The 17,688-nt window shown below is 68.4% G+C and carries 12 protein-coding genes; 4 read left to right on the plus strand and 8 right to left on the minus strand.

Features of this window, described 5'->3' with window-relative positions:
* Window positions 1-21: 21 nt before the first annotated feature.
* The 4 genes from KAR29_RS00665 (at window position 22) to KAR29_RS00680 (ending at window position 6,435) form a co-directional block, all read left to right on the plus strand.
* On the plus strand, window positions 22-1,332 hold the full coding sequence (locus tag KAR29_RS00665) for an L-cysteine desulfidase family protein (protein ID WP_274373732.1): 1,311 nt from the start codon (window positions 22-24) through the stop codon (window positions 1,330-1,332).
* A 150-nt stretch (window positions 1,333-1,482) separates the two neighbouring features.
* Window positions 1,483-3,210, plus strand: coding sequence for a phosphoenolpyruvate--protein phosphotransferase (ptsP, locus tag KAR29_RS00670; protein ID WP_274373733.1), 1,728 nt, complete (start codon window positions 1,483-1,485; stop codon window positions 3,208-3,210).
* 22 nt (window positions 3,211-3,232) lie between these two features.
* Window positions 3,233-4,318 (plus strand): ABC transporter substrate-binding protein, encoded by a 1,086-nt coding sequence (locus KAR29_RS00675; RefSeq protein WP_274373734.1) that lies wholly within the window; start codon window positions 3,233-3,235, stop codon window positions 4,316-4,318.
* Window positions 4,312-6,435, plus strand: coding sequence for an HD-GYP domain-containing protein (locus KAR29_RS00680; protein WP_274373735.1), 2,124 nt, complete (start codon window positions 4,312-4,314; stop codon window positions 6,433-6,435). Before KAR29_RS00675 ends, KAR29_RS00680 begins: the two co-directional genes overlap by 7 nt.
* Window positions 6,436-6,655: 220 nt before the next feature.
* Here the strand turns inward: KAR29_RS00680 and KAR29_RS00685 are convergent, their stop codons facing one another.
* The 8 genes from KAR29_RS00685 to KAR29_RS00720 all read right to left on the minus strand — a co-directional run bounded on the left by KAR29_RS00685 (window position 6,656) and on the right by KAR29_RS00720 (window position 17,417).
* The gene (locus KAR29_RS00685) at window positions 6,656-8,707 is read right to left on the minus strand and encodes a methyl-accepting chemotaxis protein (protein ID WP_274373736.1); all 2,052 of its coding nucleotides are present in this window, start codon (window positions 8,705-8,707) and stop codon (window positions 6,656-6,658) included.
* 463 nt (window positions 8,708-9,170) lie between these two features.
* Entirely contained in the window at window positions 9,171-10,010 is an 840-nt protein-coding gene (locus KAR29_RS00690; RefSeq protein ID WP_274373737.1) for a methyl-accepting chemotaxis protein, read from the minus strand.
* Between the two features lie 9 nt (window positions 10,011-10,019).
* A complete protein-coding gene (locus KAR29_RS00695) occupies window positions 10,020-10,817 on the minus strand; it encodes an oxygen-binding di-iron domain-containing protein (RefSeq protein WP_274373738.1) in 798 nt (265 codons plus the stop codon).
* A 73-nt stretch (window positions 10,818-10,890) separates the two neighbouring features.
* Complete coding sequence (locus KAR29_RS00700) at window positions 10,891-13,713, minus strand: diguanylate cyclase (RefSeq protein ID WP_274373739.1); 2,823 nt, start codon at window positions 13,711-13,713, stop codon at window positions 10,891-10,893.
* A gap of 71 nt (window positions 13,714-13,784) precedes the next feature.
* Window positions 13,785-15,659: a SpoIIE family protein phosphatase gene (locus tag KAR29_RS00705; protein WP_274373740.1), complete on the minus strand. Its 1,875-nt coding sequence runs from the start codon at window positions 15,657-15,659 to the stop codon at window positions 13,785-13,787.
* A gap of 44 nt (window positions 15,660-15,703) precedes the next feature.
* Window positions 15,704-16,669: an ABC transporter substrate-binding protein gene (locus tag KAR29_RS00710; protein WP_274373741.1), complete on the minus strand. Its 966-nt coding sequence runs from the start codon at window positions 16,667-16,669 to the stop codon at window positions 15,704-15,706.
* A complete protein-coding gene (locus KAR29_RS00715; RefSeq protein WP_274373742.1) occupies window positions 16,663-17,082 on the minus strand; it encodes an ATP-binding protein in 420 nt (139 codons plus the stop codon). The genes KAR29_RS00710 and KAR29_RS00715 overlap by 7 nt, the downstream gene beginning before the upstream one ends.
* Window positions 17,079-17,417, minus strand: coding sequence for an STAS domain-containing protein (locus KAR29_RS00720; protein WP_274373743.1), 339 nt, complete (start codon window positions 17,415-17,417; stop codon window positions 17,079-17,081). The genes KAR29_RS00715 and KAR29_RS00720 overlap by 4 nt, the downstream gene beginning before the upstream one ends.
* Window positions 17,418-17,688: the final 271 nt, after the last annotated feature.

Raw genomic sequence — 17,688 nt, forward strand, 5'->3', positions numbered from 1 at the left:
GCTTCGTGAGGAGGTTCCGCGATGTTTTCTCTCAAGGAGTTTTTGCGCAGCGAGGTCCGGCCCGCTCTGGGCTGTACCGAGCCCGGCGCCGTCGCCCTGGCGGCGGCCCGGGCCGCCGAAACGCTCGGGAAGCGGGCCGCCGTCGAGTCCATCGGGATTCGCGTCAGTCCCAGCATCCTGAAAAACGGCGCCGATGTGGCTGTCCCCGGCGGGCAGGGGGCGACGGGCATTCCCTTCGCCGCCGCTCTGGGCGTGCTCTGCGGTCGGTCGGCCCGCGGCCTGGAGGTCCTCCGGGAGTGCGGACCCGACGACCTGGAGCGGGCCCGGCGCTGGATCGACAGGGGGGGGGTCTCCCTGGCCTGCGACGAAGGCCATTCGGGCGTCTACGCCGAGGTGGGCCTTGTCGGCGCCGGGGAGAGATCGCGCTGCGTCATCGAGGGAGGCCACAGCCGCATTGCCCTCGTCGAACGGGACGGAGAGGTCCTTTTTAGAGAGGAGGCGATCGGCGCCTCTTCGGCCCCCGATTATCAGACCCTTCTGAGAGACGTCCCTTTCGAGGTCCTTTTCGGCCTGATCGACGAACTGGACGACGAGGACGAGGCCTTCCTCCTCGAGGGCGTCGCCATGAACCGCGCCATGGCCGAGGCCGGTTTCGCCGCCGATCTCCCCTCGCGCCTGGAGCTGACGAAAAACCTCAAGGCCCTCGTCGACGAGGGAACCCTTCCCGACGACGAGGGAATGCGAATCCGTCTCGCCTGTGCCGCCGCCGCCGAGGCCCGCATGTCGGGTCTTCCCAGGGCCGTCATGAGCAGCGCGGGAAGCGGCAATCACGGCATCACGGCGATTCTGCCCGTGGCGCTGCTGGCCCGCTCCCTGGACGCGACGGGGCGCCGGACGGCCCAGGCCTTGGCCCTGAGCCATTTGGCGACCAGCTTCGTCAAGGGCCATACGGGCCGTCTCACGCCCGTCTGCGGCTGTGCCGTCGCCGCAGGGGCGGGAGCGGCCGTGGGCATGACCTGGCTTCTGACGGGTCGAAGCGCCGCCTGTGCCCTGGCCGTCAAGACCCTGCTCGCCAACGTGGCCGGGCTCGTCTGCGACGGCGCCAAGGAGAGCTGCGCCCTCAAGGTGGCCACGGCGGCCCACGAGGCCTACATCGCGGCCCTCCTGGCCCGACGCCGCTGCGGCGTTTGCTCCGCCCAGGGGCTGGTCGACGCTTCGGTGGAGGGCACGGCGGCCAACCTGGGGCGTCTCAACCGGGAGGGCATGGCGGGAGCCGACGCCGTCATCCTCGGCGTCCTCGCCGGAAGAGTGGAAAAACGCTCCCTTTCCTGACGGAAAAAGGCGGCAGCCGTCGGGCTGTCGTGAGACCCGTCCCCGTGAAGCAGGAAGCTGGCGCCAGGCTGCCTTAGGGCATGTGTGGCCAGGTCGGAACGGATTCCGACTCGGGGTGTCCGAAAAGATCCCAAGAAAGAGGTGACTTCCATGTCTCTGACCCTTGAAGGCGTTGTCCTCTCTCCCGGCATCGGCATCGGTCCCGTCCTTCCCCTCGTTCCTCTGGCCTTCGTCGAGACGGGCTCTCTCCTTTCCGAGGAGGAGCGCGGTGCCGAGCTCGGGCGCCTCGAGGAGGCCCTGAATCGGGCCGAGGCCGATCTGGTTCGTCTCCAGGCCCAGGCGGAGAAGACCTTGGGGGCCGACAAGGCCGCCCTCTTCTCGGCCCATCGCCTCATGCTCCGCGACCCCATGCTCGTCGGGGCCGTCCGGGAGGCCGTCGCCGGAGGCCGGAGCGCCTCCGACGCCGTCGTCGTCAAGACGGCCGAGATCCGGGCCCTCTTCGAGGCCCTTCCCGATCCCTACCTGAAGGAGCGGGCCGCCGACGTCGACGATGTGGGGCGCCGTCTCTTCCGGGCCCTCACCGGCCACGTCGACCCCTCCGATCTGGCCGGCCGGGAGGGCGGCCCCTTCGTCGTCGTCGCCCGCGATCTGACGCCTTCCGACACGGCCCTTCTCGACCCCTCCAGGGTGGTCGCCCTCGTCACCGAAGAGGGCGGTCCCACGAGTCACACGGCCATCATCGCCCAGTCCCTGGCCATTCCCGCCCTTTCGGCCGTCGCCGGGGCCCTGGGGCGCCTGATCGAGGGGACCGTCGTCATCGTCGACGGCCTGAAGGGGGAGGTCGTCGTCGCCCCCGACGAGGCGGCTCTCGACGCCGGGCGCCGGGCTGCCGCCCTCTTCGCCGAGGAGCGCCGCCAGGCCGAGGCGCTGCGGGACCTTCCCGCCGTCAGCGCCGACGGAGTCGCCCTCCCTCTCTGGGGCAACATCGCCCGCCCCGACGGAGCGGGCGAGATCCTCTCCAGAGGAGGCGACGGCGTCGGGCTCTTCCGGACGGAGTTTCTCTACATGGGGCGCGACGAGGCGCCGACGGAGGAGGAACAGCTCGCCGCCTACGCCGAGGCCCTGACGGTCCTGTCTCCCCGTCCCGTGACGATCCGCACCCTCGACGCGGGAGGCGACAAGGAGATTCCCTATCTCGCCTCTCTCGTCGGGCACGAGGCCAACCCTTTCCTGGGCTACCGCGCCATCCGCCTCTGTCTCGACCACCCCGAGCTCTTCAAGGTCCAGCTCCGGGCCCTCCTCCGGGCGGCCGTGGCGGGCAATCTCTGGCTCATGTTCCCCATGGTCGTCGACGCCGAGGAGCTGAGGGCGGCCAAGGCCCTTCTCGACGTCTGCGCCGCCGAGCTGGAGGCCGAGGGGCTCGAATGGGCCCGGCCCGCCAAGGTGGGCGTCATGATCGAGACGCCCGGTGCCCTTCTCATGGCCGATCTCCTGGCCAGGGAGGTCGATTTCTTCTCCGTCGGCACCAACGATCTCACTCAGTACCTTCTCGCCGCCGATCGGATGAACCCCCGGCTGAAGCGTCTCCAGGACCCCTTCCATCCGGCGGTGATCCGGGGGCTCTCTGTCGTGGCCCGGGCCGCGGCCGCGGCTGGCATCGACCTGGGCATGTGCGGCGAGATGGCCGGCGATCCGCTGGCCATCCCCCTCCTGGCGGCTCTGGGCTTCCGCGAACTTTCGATGACGCCGGCGCGGATCCCCGCAGCCAAGAAAGTCCTGCGGAGCCTCTCCGTCGCCGAGGCGGGAAAAAGGCTCGACGAGGTGCTGAAGGCGGTGACGACGGCCGAGGTCCGGTCCCTGCTGGCATCGTGGCCCTGAGGGGCTTGAACCGTCGTCGCCCATGAGAGTCCCACTCCGTCTGCTCCTCGTCGCCCTCGTCTTTTCGGCCCTTTTCCTCTTTTTCGGTCTCCTCTCGAGACGGACGGTTACGATAGGCGTCCTCTTCTGCGACGTCCCGCCCCATCTGACGACAGAGGCGGACATGGTCTCGACGGCACAGGCCTACGTCGACTGGTACAACCGTCGAGGCGGCGCGGTGCGCCTCCGCCTGGAGGTGGCCCCCTACGGACGCGATCCCAGCGAGGCCCTGGCGAGGCTGCGCGTCCGCGGTGCCTCCGTCGTCCTCGGCGCCTCCACCTCGGAGCTGGCCCTGGCGGCGGCACCCGTTGCCGAGGCGATGGGCCTGTCCCTGGTCAGTCCCACGGCCCAGGCCGAGGAGCTCGGCGGCCGGCGGGACGCCTTTTTTCGGGTCCAGCACGCCCTGAACCGCAACGCGGAGCGTACGGCGGCCCTCCTGCGCCATCTCAAGGCGAATCGCGTCGTCGCCTTCGTCTCGTGCCACAACGAGGCTTACGCCCGGGAGACGGTGCTCCGGGTGACCCAGGACAGCGGCCTTTCCGTCGACATCCTGCCCGCCGAAGGGGCCTACGAGGCGCGCCAGGCCCGGATGGAGGCCTACGGCGATCCTCCCTCCGTGGTCTGGGTCGTCGCCCACCCCGAGACGAGCTTCTGGCTCTGCCGCCAGATCGGCGACGTCTGGCCCCGGTCGAAGCTGCTCCTGTCGATGTGGTCCCTCTCGAGCGGCCACGAGAGGCTGGAGGAGATCGAAGGGCTCTCCTTCCACTTCGTGGAGAACGTCGATCCCTGGAGCGAAGAGGAGGGGGCCTTCGGGGCCTTCCTGCGCGAAAACTACCGCCGCCGGCCCAGTCTCCTCCTTCGCTACACGGCCCTGGCCCTGGATCTCATCGTCGCCGCCGCCGAGGAGGGGAGCGTCACCGGTGAGGACTTCCGCAGCGCCCTCGCCCCACGCCTCCTCCGGCGAGAGGGGGCGGAGGCCGTTGTCGACGCGTGGGGCGACCGAGTGGGGCGGCCCCGCGTCTTCCGGCGCGCCGAAGGCCGCGTCGAGGAAGTGGCCCTGCCGTGGTGACGCTGGACTCCTTCCGCCGCCGTCTTCTGGCCGCCTCGCTCCTCCTCGTCGCGGTCTTTTCCTCCCTCTTCCTCCTCTGGCGCCGCGACCTCGCCCGCGGGGAGAGGGAGCAGGCCCTCGAGAGACGTCTGGCTCTCATGGGGCGGGACGTCCTTCAGACCGTCGACTTCCACCGGCGCCTCCTCCAGGGGATGAGCCACGTCGGCTTCGACGCCCGCGCTTTCGACGGCCTCTCCCCCTCCCTCTGTCCCTTCCTGGTCCGCACCGACGTGGAGGGGCGGATCGCCGAGAGCTATCGCGGCCCTTTGGGACGGGGGGCACGGCTGCCTCTCGACCTCCTCTCGACCCCCCTTGCGGCGACGTCCCTTCTCGACGAGAGGGGACGTCCCCTCGTCGTCCTGGCCCATCCCGTCGGCACCGAGGGGTGGGTCGTGGCCGGTTTCTCCCCTTCCGCTCTCTTCTCCCGCCAGGATAGGCTCCGCCAGGGCGAGTGGGCCCTTCTCCTCTCGCCCGAGGGGCGGGTCCTCGTCTCCATGGGCGAGGCCTCCCTCTTCCCCTTCGGGGCCACGATGCCGACGGAACTCCTCCTTTCCCCCCGGTCGACGCGGACCTGGCTCGGCGTCCTTCAGCACTTCCTCGTCCTTCCCCTTCCCGGCGAGGATTTCTTCGTCGCCGTCGGCTATCCCGAGTCGCTGATCTGGCAGGAGGCGCTGGACAGGGGGCTCGCCGCCGGAGGGGCCGTCGCCCTCGGCGCCCTCTCCGTCCTGATCCTGATCTTCCCCCTCTTCTCCTCGGTGCTGACCTCTCTGACTTCCCTCTCGACGTCGCTTGTGGAGGCCGAGGGAACTCTGACCCGCGCCCCCGATCCCGTAGAGGCCATGGAGATCCTCCGCGAGCTTGGACGGCGGGAGCTTCCCCTGGCGCGTTTTGCCGAATTCCAGGCCATCGAGGTCTCCTTCGGACGCCTTCTCGAGGCCGTCGCCCGCGAGGGGGAGGAGCTCGCCGGTCTCTACGAGGAGGCCTCGGCCATGGAAGAGGAGCTCTCCGATTCGAACCGGCGCCTGACGCGGGCCATGGATCGTCTCGGTGCCCTCCTCGACCTCTCGCGGGAGACGCAGAGCGCCGGCGATCTCGACGGAGCGGCCGACGGCGTGGCCCGCGAGCTGGGGCGCCTCTTCGGGAGTCCCTTCACGGCCATCGTCGCCCTGCGATCGGGCGAGCCCTTTATCTGGAGCTGGGCCGGCCGACCGGAGCTGAGGGAAGAGCTCGTCGATTCCCTGCGCGTCGCCTCTCCTGGGGGGCTCTTCTCCCGCTTTTCCGTCGCCTCCCGCCAGGGGCTCAAGTTCTTCCAGTTTCCCGTCCGGACGCTGCGGCGTCTCGTCGGAGGCGTCGTCGTCGTCCTCCCCGCCGAGGGGGACGAGGAGGGGCTGCGGGAGACGATGGAGCCCTTCCTCTCCCATCTGGCCGGCCTTCTCCATTCCAGGGCCATGTTCGTCGAGGTCAAGGAGGCCTATCACGACGTCTCGATCCGGATGCAGGTCTTCACCCAGGCCTACCACGAGGAGACGGGGGCCCATCTGGGCCGTATCGGCGACTATGCCCTTCTCTTCGGCTCCGAGCTGGGCCTTTCCGACGACTACCTGTCGGACCTGAGGGCCTTCAGCCAGCTCCACGACGTGGGCAAGCTCCGGGTGCCCCAGGCGATCCTCTCCAAGCCGTCGGCCCTGACGGAAGAGGAGTTCGAGATCGTCAAGGGCCATACCCTCTGGGGAGCGGAGATCCTGGGCGACTCTCCCTGGTTTTCCATGGCCCGCGACATCTGCCTGGGCCATCACGAGCGCTGGTGCGGCGGGGGCTACCCCCGAGGTCTGTCGGGCGAGGCCATCCCCCTGGCGGCGCGCATCGTCAGCCTCTGCGACGTCTACGACGCCCTCCGGTCCCGCCGGAGCTACAAGCCCCCCTTCAGCCACGAGCGGGCCCTCCGGATCATCCTCGAAGGGGACGGCCGCGTCGAGCCCGACTACTTCGACCCCAGGCTCCTCGAGATCCTCCGCCGCCGCGGCGACGATCTGGCCCGCCTTTTCGAGAGCCGCCCCGACGAGACGCCTCAGGAATGAGGCGCCTCGGGCCGGCCCGTCCCGACAGGGGCACCTCGAAGGCCTGAAGCCCGCCTGCGACGGTGCTTTTTCGCTCCGCCGCCCTTTCCCGCGTCTTTTCGCCCCTGGCCTCAGAAAACCGGAAAAAGGAGTCAGGTGCCCCCGGGGGCTCCTGACTCCTTTTTTTTCGTCCTTCTCAGGCACGGTGCCCGTCGCCCCTTCCAGGCGACGGGCACCGTCTTCAGCGCCGGCTGCGGACCGGCACCAGACCGGAGGCGGTTTCGGCTTCGAGGCGGAAGCGCTTCAGAAGGTCCTGCAGCTCCCGGGCCGTCGCGGAGAGGGTCTGGGCCTCCTGGGCGATCGACTCCGAGGCATGGGACGTCTCCTCCGTCGACTTGCGGACGTTCTCGACGGTGGTCGTCAGGGCTCCCGTGCTCTTGGCGACGGAATCGACGGCCGTCGCCATCTCGCCGCTGGCGGCGGCCTGCTCCTGGGCGACGGCGGCGAGGTTCTGCATGGCGTCGAGGGTCTTTGCGATCTCGCTGACGCTCTGCTTGAGATCTTCCTGGGCCTTCTTCGCCCTGAGGACGGTCTCCTTCAGGATCTCCGTTGCCTGCCTGGAGGCGGCGACGGAGCTGGCCGAATGTTCGCGAAGGGTGACGATGAGGGTGTCGATCTCCTTGGCGGCATGGCCCGACTCCTCGGCGAGCTTGCGGACCTCTTCGGCGACGACGGCAAAGCCTCGTCCGTGTTCTCCGGCCCGGGCCGCCTCGATGGCGGCGTTGAGAGCCAGGAGGTTGGTCTGGTCGGCGATGGAGGTGATGGACGTGACAAATCCCGTGATCTTCTGGACGGCCTCCTCGAGAAGGGCCGCCTTGCCGACGTTCTCGGCCGAGGCCGCCTCGACCTTGACGATATCGGCGATGACGTTTCGGACCTCCTCGAAGGCGCCTTCGGTGATGGCCTGGGTCCTGGCGGCCCCGTCGGCCCCCTCCGTGGCCGCCTGAGCCGTGGCGTGAGCCGATCCGGAGATCTCCTCCACGCCGGCGTTGGCCTCCTCCAGGGCTGCGGCGTTCGATTCGAACTGGCCGGCCATGTGGTCCATCGAGCCCCGGACCTCCTCCATGGAGGCGACGGTCTCCTCGGAAAAGGCAGCCAGCGACTCGGCCCGGCTCAGGGTCTGATGGGCCGAGTCGTCGGCCTTCTCGACGAGATTCCTCAGGCCCCCGATCATGCCGTTCAGGGCCGTGCCGATGCGGTCGAGCTCGTCGCGGTCCCGTCCCTCGTACCGGGCCGTCAGGTCGCCCTCGCTGACTCGGGCCGTCGTGGCCAGGAGGCGGGCCAGAGACTTCTGGATGCCCCGGGAGATGGCGATGATAAGGGCGAGGGCGATGGCGAGGGCCAGGACTCCCAGCAGGATCTGGATCCGCGTCAGGGCCGCCACGGCGGCCTGGATTTCGGCGACGGGGTAGAAGAGGCCGAGGAAGAGCCCCTTGTCGGTGGGCGAGTAGAAAAGGCGCCTCGTCTGGCCGTCGGCGTTGGACCGGTAGTCTCCGAAGCCGCTCCGGCCGGCCAGGATCTGGCGGCCGAGGCCCGCGAGCTCGTCGGTGATGACGGAAGAGGTCGTGGTGATGTTCTCCTTCATGATCCAGTCCTCGAAGGGGGCGGCGATGACGTTGCCCGAGGCGTCGAAGAGGATGCCGAAGCCCTTGTCCAGGATCTTCTGGTCGACGACGAAGGCGCTCAGGGCCGAAGTGTCGACGTCGAGGGCGACGACGCCGACGAGCTGGCCTTCCTCCCTGTAGGGCATGGCCAGGCTGATGATCATCTTGCCCGTGATCCCGTCCAGATAGGGGTCGGTGATGATGATCCTGCTGCTGTCGACGGCCTGGCGGTACCAGGAGCGCACCTTGGGATCGTAGTCGGCCGGCGGGACCCAGCCCGTCCCGTCGGCGAAACTGCGGTCCTCGAAGGCAAGGTAGACGTCCTGGACGCCGAAGTGCTTGTTGATCTCGGTGTAGCGGGCCATGTAGGGCTGAAGCTCGGGTGCCGTAAGGCCTCTGCCGGCCTCGCGGAGATGGAGAACGCCCTCGTTGACGTTGGCGAGGATCAGCTCGAGGCGCTCGAAGTAGAGGGAGACGCCATGCCCCACGACGGAGGCCGTCTCGACGCCGACGGAATTGAGCTGCCCCTCCATGGCGGAGCGGCTTTTCACGTAGCCCGTGACGGCCATGGCGCCGATGAGGAGGACGATGGTCAGGGCCATGGCCCAGAGCTTGTTGCGGATCGTCATATCCGTTCCTCTCCTTTCACGTCTCTTCCGTGTTGCCTGAGCCGAATCGCAGGAGGTTCTCCACAGGGAACAGACGTCGGGGATGGCGCCTCACGGAGCCGAGGAGGCTGCGGGGAGCGCGTGCGGTTTCAATATCGACGGAGCGAAAAACAAACGCGATGGGATTAGGAACGGGTGATTTCCGTGACTCTCCTCGCCTCGCCGACGCCGCCGGGAAGGTTTCTCGCTTTGTTCACCTCCCATCGATCATAAAGATACCCCGAAGCCTGAACCGGAAATCGAATCCGGTTGAAACCCCGGGGTGGGAAGAAACGGGAGAGCCCGAACGGCGCTCTGAGCTCATCGGATATTGCCGTTTTTTCTGCGGCGGTGCCGCCTCCTGACCCTGCGGCCTCAAGCAGAGGTGCGTCCTGCTGCCCGTGTCCCTCCTTCCGTCTCCGGGGGGACCGCTGCGGCCTGCCCGTCAGAGTTCGATCTCCTTCAGGTTCGTCTGGGCCCGGACGATGGAGGAGATGATGGCCGTCATGGAGTCGAAGCGGTGGATGGCCTCTTCGAGGACGACGACGGAGTGGGCCATCTCCTCCGAGCCCTCGTCGACCTGGGCGCCGGAGCGCTCCATGATGTCGGTGATGCGGCCCATGAAGGCCTGATTCTGGTCGAGGAAGGCCATGAAGGTGTCCAGCGAGTTGCGGATGACGCCGAACATCTCGCTCACCCGCTGGACGTTCTCGACGGCGAGCGTCACCGACTGGGAGATCTCGCCCACCTGGGAGGAGATGGCCTCCGACGAGACCTTCGTCTCGACGGCCAGCTTCTGGACCTCGGAGGCGACGATGGCGAAGCCCCGGCCGTGCTCGCCGGCCCGGGCCGCCTCGATGGAGGCGTTGAGGGCCAGGAGGTTCGTCTGCTTGGCGATGTTCTGGATCGCCTTGGACATCTTTTCGATTTCCTTGAAGGAGTTGAGCGTTTCGAAGGTGGCCTTGACGGTGGCGTTGACGTCGTCGGTCATGTTGGCCAGATCCGTTCCGGAGCGCTGAAGCTCGGTCTCGAGGCGGCGGTGGAGGGTGTTGATGGCCTCGACGCCCTTGCGGGCCTCGTCGCTGCTGGAGGCGAATTCGGCGACGGTGCGCCGCAGCTTGCCCGACAGCTCGCGGAAGCGGCCCGAGATGTGGCTCAGCTCCTTTTGGACGGCGACGACGCGACGGACGAGGACGGTGTCGAGCTTGGCCATGAAGGAGTTGAGGATCGAGCCGGCGAAAAAGGCCGAGGAGAGGGCCTTGATGAGCTTTTTCTGCGTCGTCATGGCCCGCTCCTAGCGGCGCCCGGCCAGAGCCGGTGTCCCCTTGCCGAACCAGTCGTCGAGGGTGTCGACGCCGCAGCGCAGCTCCCGGAACCAGTTCAGGAAGCGCGTCGCCACCTCTTTTTTCATCACCGCTCCGTGCTGGGGCGCGATGGCCTCCAGGTCCAGCCGCCCCACCAGGTCGGCCCAGCGGCGGCAGGCGGCGTTGGAGGCCATGTAGCGCCGATGGAAGCCCTCCATGTACTTGACGTGGCTGTCGAAGTTCTCGGCGACGGGGTAGCGCTTTCCCGGCGGGAAGATGGCGGCGCCGATGTCGCCGGAGAAGAGGATTTTCGACTGCCTGTCGTAGGCGCAGAACTGGCCCGTCGAATGGAGGAAGTGGGCCGGGACCAGGTCGATGGCGGCGCCGCTTTTGAGGGTCAGGGAGCCGCCGTGGTCGGCGATGGGGGTGATTCGCTTCTGGTCGTAGATGCCGAAATGGGGAAGAAAGCGCGTCCAGAGGCCGCTGATGTGGACCTGGGCCCTGGGGGCGATGGAGAGCCAGAGGGTGATGCCCGACGAGACGTCGGGGTCCTGGTGGGAGTAGAAGATGTGGCGGATGTTCCCCAGGTCGACCCGTTCGGCCACGTTGGCCAGGACCTGGGGGAAGACGTGGGCCCCGCCGGGATCGAAGAGGACGGCCTCCTCTCCCGAGGTCAGAAGATACTGGTTGGTCTGGACGATGCCCTCTTCTTCCTGTTCCTCCCAGCCGAGGAGGAGAAAGGCGTGGCCTTTGTCCTCGTACAGGGGAAGGGTGGTGACGCTGGTCATGGCGAGCCCTCCTTCGGGATGATCGATCGAAACGGTTCTTGGAACCTGATGATACGACGAAGGCGGAGGGACTTCAATCGCAGCCGTCGAGGAGTGACGGGTCCAAAGAGGCCAGGAGATCGACGAGGGCCGGGTCGAAGGCCCCACCCGCCTGAGAGACGATCCGTTCCAGGGCCTCTTCGTGGGAGAGGGGAGTTCCCTCCCTTCCCGATCGCTCTTTCTCGTAGGCCAGGGCCAGGGCCAGAAGGCGCCCCTCGAGGGGGATGGCCTCGCGGGCCAGCCGCCTGGGGTAGCCCTTCCCGTCGTGGCGCTCGTGATGGCTCGCGATGGCCGCCGCCAGAGGCGCCAGGTCGGACCAGGCCTGAGCGATGCGCGCTCCCGCCTCGACGTGACGACGGCGGTCCTTCTCGTCGTCGCCGACGACGATCTTGCCCAGGTCGTGGTAGCGCGCCAGAAGTCCCAGCCTGTCGCGGGCCTTCTGGTCCAGGCCCAGAGCTCCTCCGAGGGCCTCGAGGATCTGGGTCAGGCGCCTTTCGTGACCGTCGTGGAAGTGGTCCCGCCGCGCCAGCTCGGTCTCGATCCGCTGGCGGAACCGACCCGTCATGAGGCCCCGACGGGCGATCTTGACGGCGTACATGGCGTTGTCGGCGTCGGTGATGAGCTGGGCGAGCGTCCTCTCCCCCTCCTTCCGCCAGGCCGATCCGACGGAGAGGACGAGAGGGGCCAGGGCCGGACCGTGCGCCTCGTCGTCGATGTTGCGTTTCAGGCGTTCCAGGACGGCCTGGAGCCCTTCGAGGCTGCAGCGGGGGAGAAGGACGGAGAACTCGTCGCCGCCGACGCGGGCGACGATGTCCGATTCGCGGAAGGATTTCCTCAGCGTCGTCGCGGCCCGGAGGAGGAGGCTGTCTCCGGCGTCGTGGCCCAGGGTGTCGTTGACGATCTTGAGGCCGTCGACGTCGACGACGACGACGGCCAGGGGGTCGGAGCGACCCGTCTCGCAGAGGGCGGTCTGCCCCTCGAAGAAGGCCCGGTTGTGCAACCCCGTGAGGGTGTCGTGGAGGCTGAGGTGGAGGAGTTTTTCCTCCAGGGCCTTGCGTTCCGTGATGTCCTCGAGGGCGCAGAGGAGGCGGTCGACGCCTCCGGCCTCGCCGGGCAGGGAGACCCAGCGGGTGCGGGCCACGATCCTGCGGCCGTCGAGGGCGCAGAGGACCTCGTCGGCCTCCGTCGAGACAGCTGTCGCGAGGATCATCCGCAGGCGCCCGGCGATCTCCTCCGGCGAGAGGGCGCCGTGGATCCGGACCAGGCCCGCCTCGATCTCCCCCGCGTCGGAGGCGGAGAGAAGCTTCAGGGCGGCGCCGTTGGCCGTGAGGACCTTCATCCGGGCCAGGATCTCGAGGGCCTCGTCGCGGTGGGTCCTGCAACGGTCGTCGAGATCGCCGACGTCCGTTGCGAGGCGTTCCGAGAGGGCCTCCCGGGCCGGGGCGCAGTCGAGCTCGCAGAAGGCGAGGGGCGCGTTCTCGAAGAGCTCCCGGTAACGGTTCTCGGAGCGGGTCAGGGCCTCCTGGGCGCGTCGTTCCTCGGTCACGTCGAACATGACGCCGTCGAACCAGACCTCCGACGTCGTCGGGTCGTAGAGGAACTGCCCCCTGTCGAAGAGCCACCGCGTCGTGCCGTCGGCGCGGAAGATGCGGAAGGTCATGGCGTAGGCCTCTCCCTGGCTGTGGCAGCGGCTCAGCGTCTCTCTCACGCGGGGCAGATCGTCGGGGTGGATGATTTCGGCAAGCGAACGGTCGTCGCGGAAAAGATAATCCGTCACGGCGTAGCCCGTGATCTCCTCGAAGGTGTCGCTGAGGTACTCCTTGGTCCAGTTGGCGTCGTTGCGGCTTCGGTAGACGACGCCGGGGATGTTGTCGACGAGGGAGCGGAAGAGGAGGCTGGTCTGCATCTCGCCGTTGCGGGCCTCGACGAGGGCGTCGATGAGGGCGTTGCCGCACCGGGCCAGCTGGGCGATCTCGTCGTCGCCCCTTTCGGTGAGGTGTCCGTGAAGTCGGGGCGAGGCCGTGATGTGGGCCATCTCGTGTCCCATCTGCCGGAGCCCCGTCAGGACGAGGCGGTCGAAGAGCAGGAAGGTCGTCGCCAGGAGGCTGACGAAGGCGATGACGAGGGCCGCGACGAGGCCGACGACGTCGCCGCGGACGCGGGCCCGGAATTCGGAGGGGATGGCGATGGAGGCCAGGAAGGCGGGGCGCCCCAGAAGATCGGTCACCAGCATCCAGGCCTGGGAGCCTTCTTCGGAGTTCCCGACGGTCCGCCCCTCCCGGACGAGCTCGGCGACCTTGCTCCGCGTCGCTGCGTCCGTCTTGCCGGCCAGGGAGGTGAGCGTCATCGTCAGTCCCGTGAGACGCGAGATCTGGAGCCGCTCCTCGTCGACGAGGCGCCCCAGGACGAGGAAGCCCCTGTCGGGGCCCTTTCCCTCGCTGGTCCTGATGGGGGCGACGGCCGTCAGGACGACGGCGTCGTCGAGGCGGAGGAGGCCGCTGGGAAAGGGGCTCGCCTCGCCGAAGGGAAGAAGGGGGCCGATGAGCTTCTCCAGGGCCCGGGACCGGAGTCTGCCCGCTTCGGAGAGTCCCTCTCGGTGGAAGAGCCTGCCCGCGGCGTCGAAGAAGAGGAGGATGTCGATGGCCATGGCCGGGTCGGGGAGGGCCGCGGCCAGGTAAGCCTCGTCGGGAGAGGTCCCGTCCATGAAGGCGTAGGTGGCGTCCCAGTAGGCCGAATCGACGGCATAGGCCTGAAGCCCCTCGGCCTGGTACCGAAGGAGGTCGTCGATGCGCGCCGAGGCCGAAAGGGCATGGTCCGCCCCCGTCCGTGCCAGGGTCCTCTCTCCGTGACGCAGCATCAGTCCCGTCAGGAGCAGGAGGACGGCCAGAAAGACGATCAGAAAGCCCAGTCCGATTTTCGGGGCGATCCTCAGGGCCCTTCTCCTCCCCGGAACTGGAAGGCCAGCAGGGTGATGTCGTCGGACTGCTCGGCCCCGTCGGCGAAGGCCTCGAGGCGGCGGCGGAAGCCGCCGACGATCTCCCTGCAGGAGGCCCGATTCAGATCGGCCAGGGTTGCGGCGGTCCTGTCGTCGCCGAAAAGCTCCTCGGCGGGATTCATGGCCTCGGTGACGCCGTCGGTGAAGGCCAGGAGGAGATCTCCCCGACGCAGGACGACCTCCCCCTCGGAGAAGGCCATGCCCTCCATGGCCCCCACGAGAGGTCCCTTGAGGGAGGGCAGCGGTCTCGCACTTCCCTCCGTCCCGATCAGCAGGGGAGGCGGATGGCCGCCCAGGGCGTAGCGGAGAAGCCCCGTCCTGATGTCGACGACGGAGAAGAAGAGGGTGACGAACATGGAGGCGTCGTTGCCCTCGGCCAATTCGTCATTGAGGCGCGCCATGAGGCGGGAGGGAGAGGATTCCTCCCGCGAGAGGGCCTTGATGAAGGTCCTGGTGACGGCCATGAAGAGGGCGGCGGGGACGCCCTTGCCCGAGACGTCGCCGACGACGAGGCAGAGGTGGTCCTCGTCGGTCATGAAGAAGTCGTAGAAGTCGCCCCCCACCTCTTTCGCCGGTTCGAGAAGGGCGTGGAGGCAGAACTCGTTCCGCTCGGGGAAGGGGGGGAAGGTCTTGGGGACGAGGCTCATCTGGATGGCCCTGCCGATGCGCAGTTCGCTTTCGATGCGCTCCCGGGCCGCCGCCGTCCGGGCCAGCTCGGCCATGTAGCCGGCGATCTCCTCCCGCATGGCCGAGAAGGAGGCCGTCAGGCGCGACACCTCGTCGTCGCCCGACGGAGGGGGAAGGGGCGCCGTGGCGTCTCCCGAACCCATGGCCTGGACGGCGTCGTCCAGGGTCCGGAGGGGGCCCGTGATGGAGCGGGCCAGGGCCCAGACGAAGGCCAGGAGGAGGGCCAGACCGGCGAGGGCCGCCGTCGCCTGGGCCCGGCTCAGGGTCGCCACGTCCCGGAGCAGTTCGGCCCGGGGGAAGAAGACGGCCAGAGACCACCCCGTATCCCCTACGGTGGAGAAGGCCAGCCAGCCCGGATTCCCGTCGAAGGTGACGGGGGCGAAACCTCCCTCGCCGGCGATCATCCTCCGTCCGAGGCGGGCCAGATCGTCGTCGCCCCAGGCCTCGGCGAGGCTGAAGAGGCTCTCGTTCATGATCCAGTCCCTCCGGGGGTGGGCGATGATCGTTCCCTGGGCGGAGAGGAGGAAGGAGAAGGCCTCGCTTTCCGGCCGGGAGAGGGAATCCATCCTCTCCGTGAGCCAGGACAGGGAGAGGTCGGCCGTCATGACGCCGAGGAAGGTCCCCCTCCCGTCGCGTAAGGGGACGGAGTAGGTGGCCATGAGGGCCTCGCCGCCCCCCTCGTCGTGGTAGGGCTCGCTCCATTGGGGGCGGCCGGAATGTTTGGGAAGGAGGTACCAGTCCCAGGTCTCGAAGTGGTAGCTCTCCGTGGCCAGGCTCGTGACGGTCAGGCCGTCTCTGTCCCGGAAGACGTAGGGGGCGAAGGGCCCCCTCTCCGGAGTCCCCTCCTCGAGGACGAGGGCCGAGCCGAAAAGCTCGGCGTTGCGATCGACCGTCCGCCGGAGGAGGTCGACGAGCTCGTCGGGAGAAAAGGAGCGATGGTCTCCGACGATATCGGCCGCCGTCTCGGCCGTCCGCTCCAGGGCCTCGGTGACGACGGCCATGCGACAGGCCGCGGCCTGGGCCGTTTCGACGGCCTTGGCCTCCAGCTCCCGCTCCAGGAGGGTGCGGGCCCGGAGGAAGCCCAGGCCCACGACGAGGGCCAGGACGAGGCCCGAGCCCACGAAGCCCCAGAGGACGAGTCTGCCGGCCAGGCTTCCGCGCAGTTTCAGGGCCGTTCACCTCCCCGGAAGAGGGAGAAGGGAAGAGGCCTTGCGATGAGCCCCACCCGTTCGAGGGTCCGGGCGGTCCTCTCGTAGGCCTCGCGGCTCAGGACTCCCGGCTCGGCCAGGATGGAGGGGAGGATCCGCTCCAGCATCCAGCGCTGATGAACCCGGTTGGTGGGGACGTGGGCACGCCGGGCGTAGGCCATGACGATGTCCAGCGCCTCGTCGACGTTCTCCGCGGCGTAGCGCCACCCCTCCAGCGTCGCCTCGACGAAGTCGCCGCAGGCCTCGGGGTGGGTCTCGGCGAAGGGGGCGAGGGCGTAGAGGCCGTCCTCGGGGAAGCTGTAGCCCTTCTCGGCCAGGTCGATGACGGTCAGCTCCTCGGCGTCGACGCCAGAGAGGAGGAGGCGGTGAAGTTCGTTGTAGCTCATGGCGGCGCAGGCATCGACGAGGCCCCGCCGGAAAAGGGTGATCGAATCGTACTGAGGGATGAGCTTGGGGGTGACGGCGCCGTCCTCGAAGAGGGCCAGGTAGCCGCCCCGGAAGTCGTCGCCCCAGAGGGTCACCTTCCGCCCGTTCAGGTCGTCGATTCCGTCGACGCCCCGATCTCGCCAGGCCAGCAGGACCTGATGGGAACGGCCGACGATCTGGCCCAGATGGACGAGGGGCACGCCCCGGTCGCGATAGAGGAGGGCCGCCGAGAGGAAGAAGGTCCCCACGTCGGCCTCCCCCGCGAGAAGGGCCCTGACCGGTTCCCGGTTGGGCCCTCCGCGGATGATGAAGACGTCGAGGCCTCGGCGGAGGTAGAAACCCTTTTCGAAGGCGACGTAGTAACCGGCGAACTGGGCCTGGGGAACCCACTGGAGGGCCAGGCGGATCGTCGTGAAGGCCCGGGCCGGAACGGCGAGGCCCATGAGTCCGACGAGAAGGGCCAGGGCCGGCCCGCGCTGGAGCAAGGCCCTCAGCACTCCCTGTTGAGGACGAGGGAGAGGATGTTGCGCCCCCCCTCCCGGCGGTAGTGGACCTCGTCGGTGACGCGGCGGATGAGCAGGACGCCCAGCCCGCCGACGGCCCGGTCCTCGAGGCCCGAGGAGAGGTCCGGAGGGGGGGCCTCCTCGAGAGGGTCGAAGGGAATGCCCTCGTCGACGAGTTCGACGGCGAAGCGCCGATCGTCCAGGAGAAGGCGGATCGTCACGTCGCGGGGGGGCTCTCTGTAGGCGTAGGTGCAGATGTTGACGAGGGCCTCCTCGAGGGCCAGCTCCAGATGGGGGAGGCGGCGGGCCGCCACGGAGGACGCCTCGGCCTGGGCGGAGACGAAGGCCGTGATCTCCTCGATCCGGCTCGGATCGGCCTCGAAGGTCCGCTCTTCGACGAGGCTCATCGGCGGAGGATCTCCAGCCCCTCGTCTCGCGTGACGGCGACGGGGATGAAGGCGTCGAAGCCCGAGATGGCGAAGACCTCGGCCACCATGCCGGTCATGGCGCAGACGGCGACGGCGCCTCCGACCGCCCGGGCCCGCTTGGCCAGGGCCAGAATGCCCCGCAGGCCGGCGCTGCTGATGTATTCCAGATCGGCGAAATCGAGAAGGATCCTGCGGTCTCCGCCGTCGACCCAGGCGAGGCTCTCCTTTTCGAAGGCGGCCGTCGTCATGGCGTCGAGGCGGCCCGAGACGACGACGAGGGCGATGGTGTCCTGAAGGGTACGAAGGAGCTTCACGCAAATTCCTCCTTGTTCTTTCGCGACGGCGAAGGCCGGATAGGACGAAAGCGAGGGAATCGTTTCCCTGAAGTCGTTTCTTTAAGATACTACAGCAAAGCGCGCGGCGCCGAAAGGCGGCCGGGGAAAATGAAAGGAGAAAGAGATCTCGACGGTCGAGGCGTCTGTCGCTCTTCTCGGGGAAAAGGCGGATTCGGCCTGACCGGGGGGGACTGAAAACGGGCCTCAAGAACAGGAAAATTCCTTCGGACGGCACAAAAGGGTATGGCGC

Origin of the sequence: Aminithiophilus ramosus (assembly GCF_018069705.1) — a bacterium.
Lineage (GTDB): Bacteria > Synergistota > Synergistia > Synergistales > Aminithiophilaceae > Aminithiophilus > Aminithiophilus ramosus.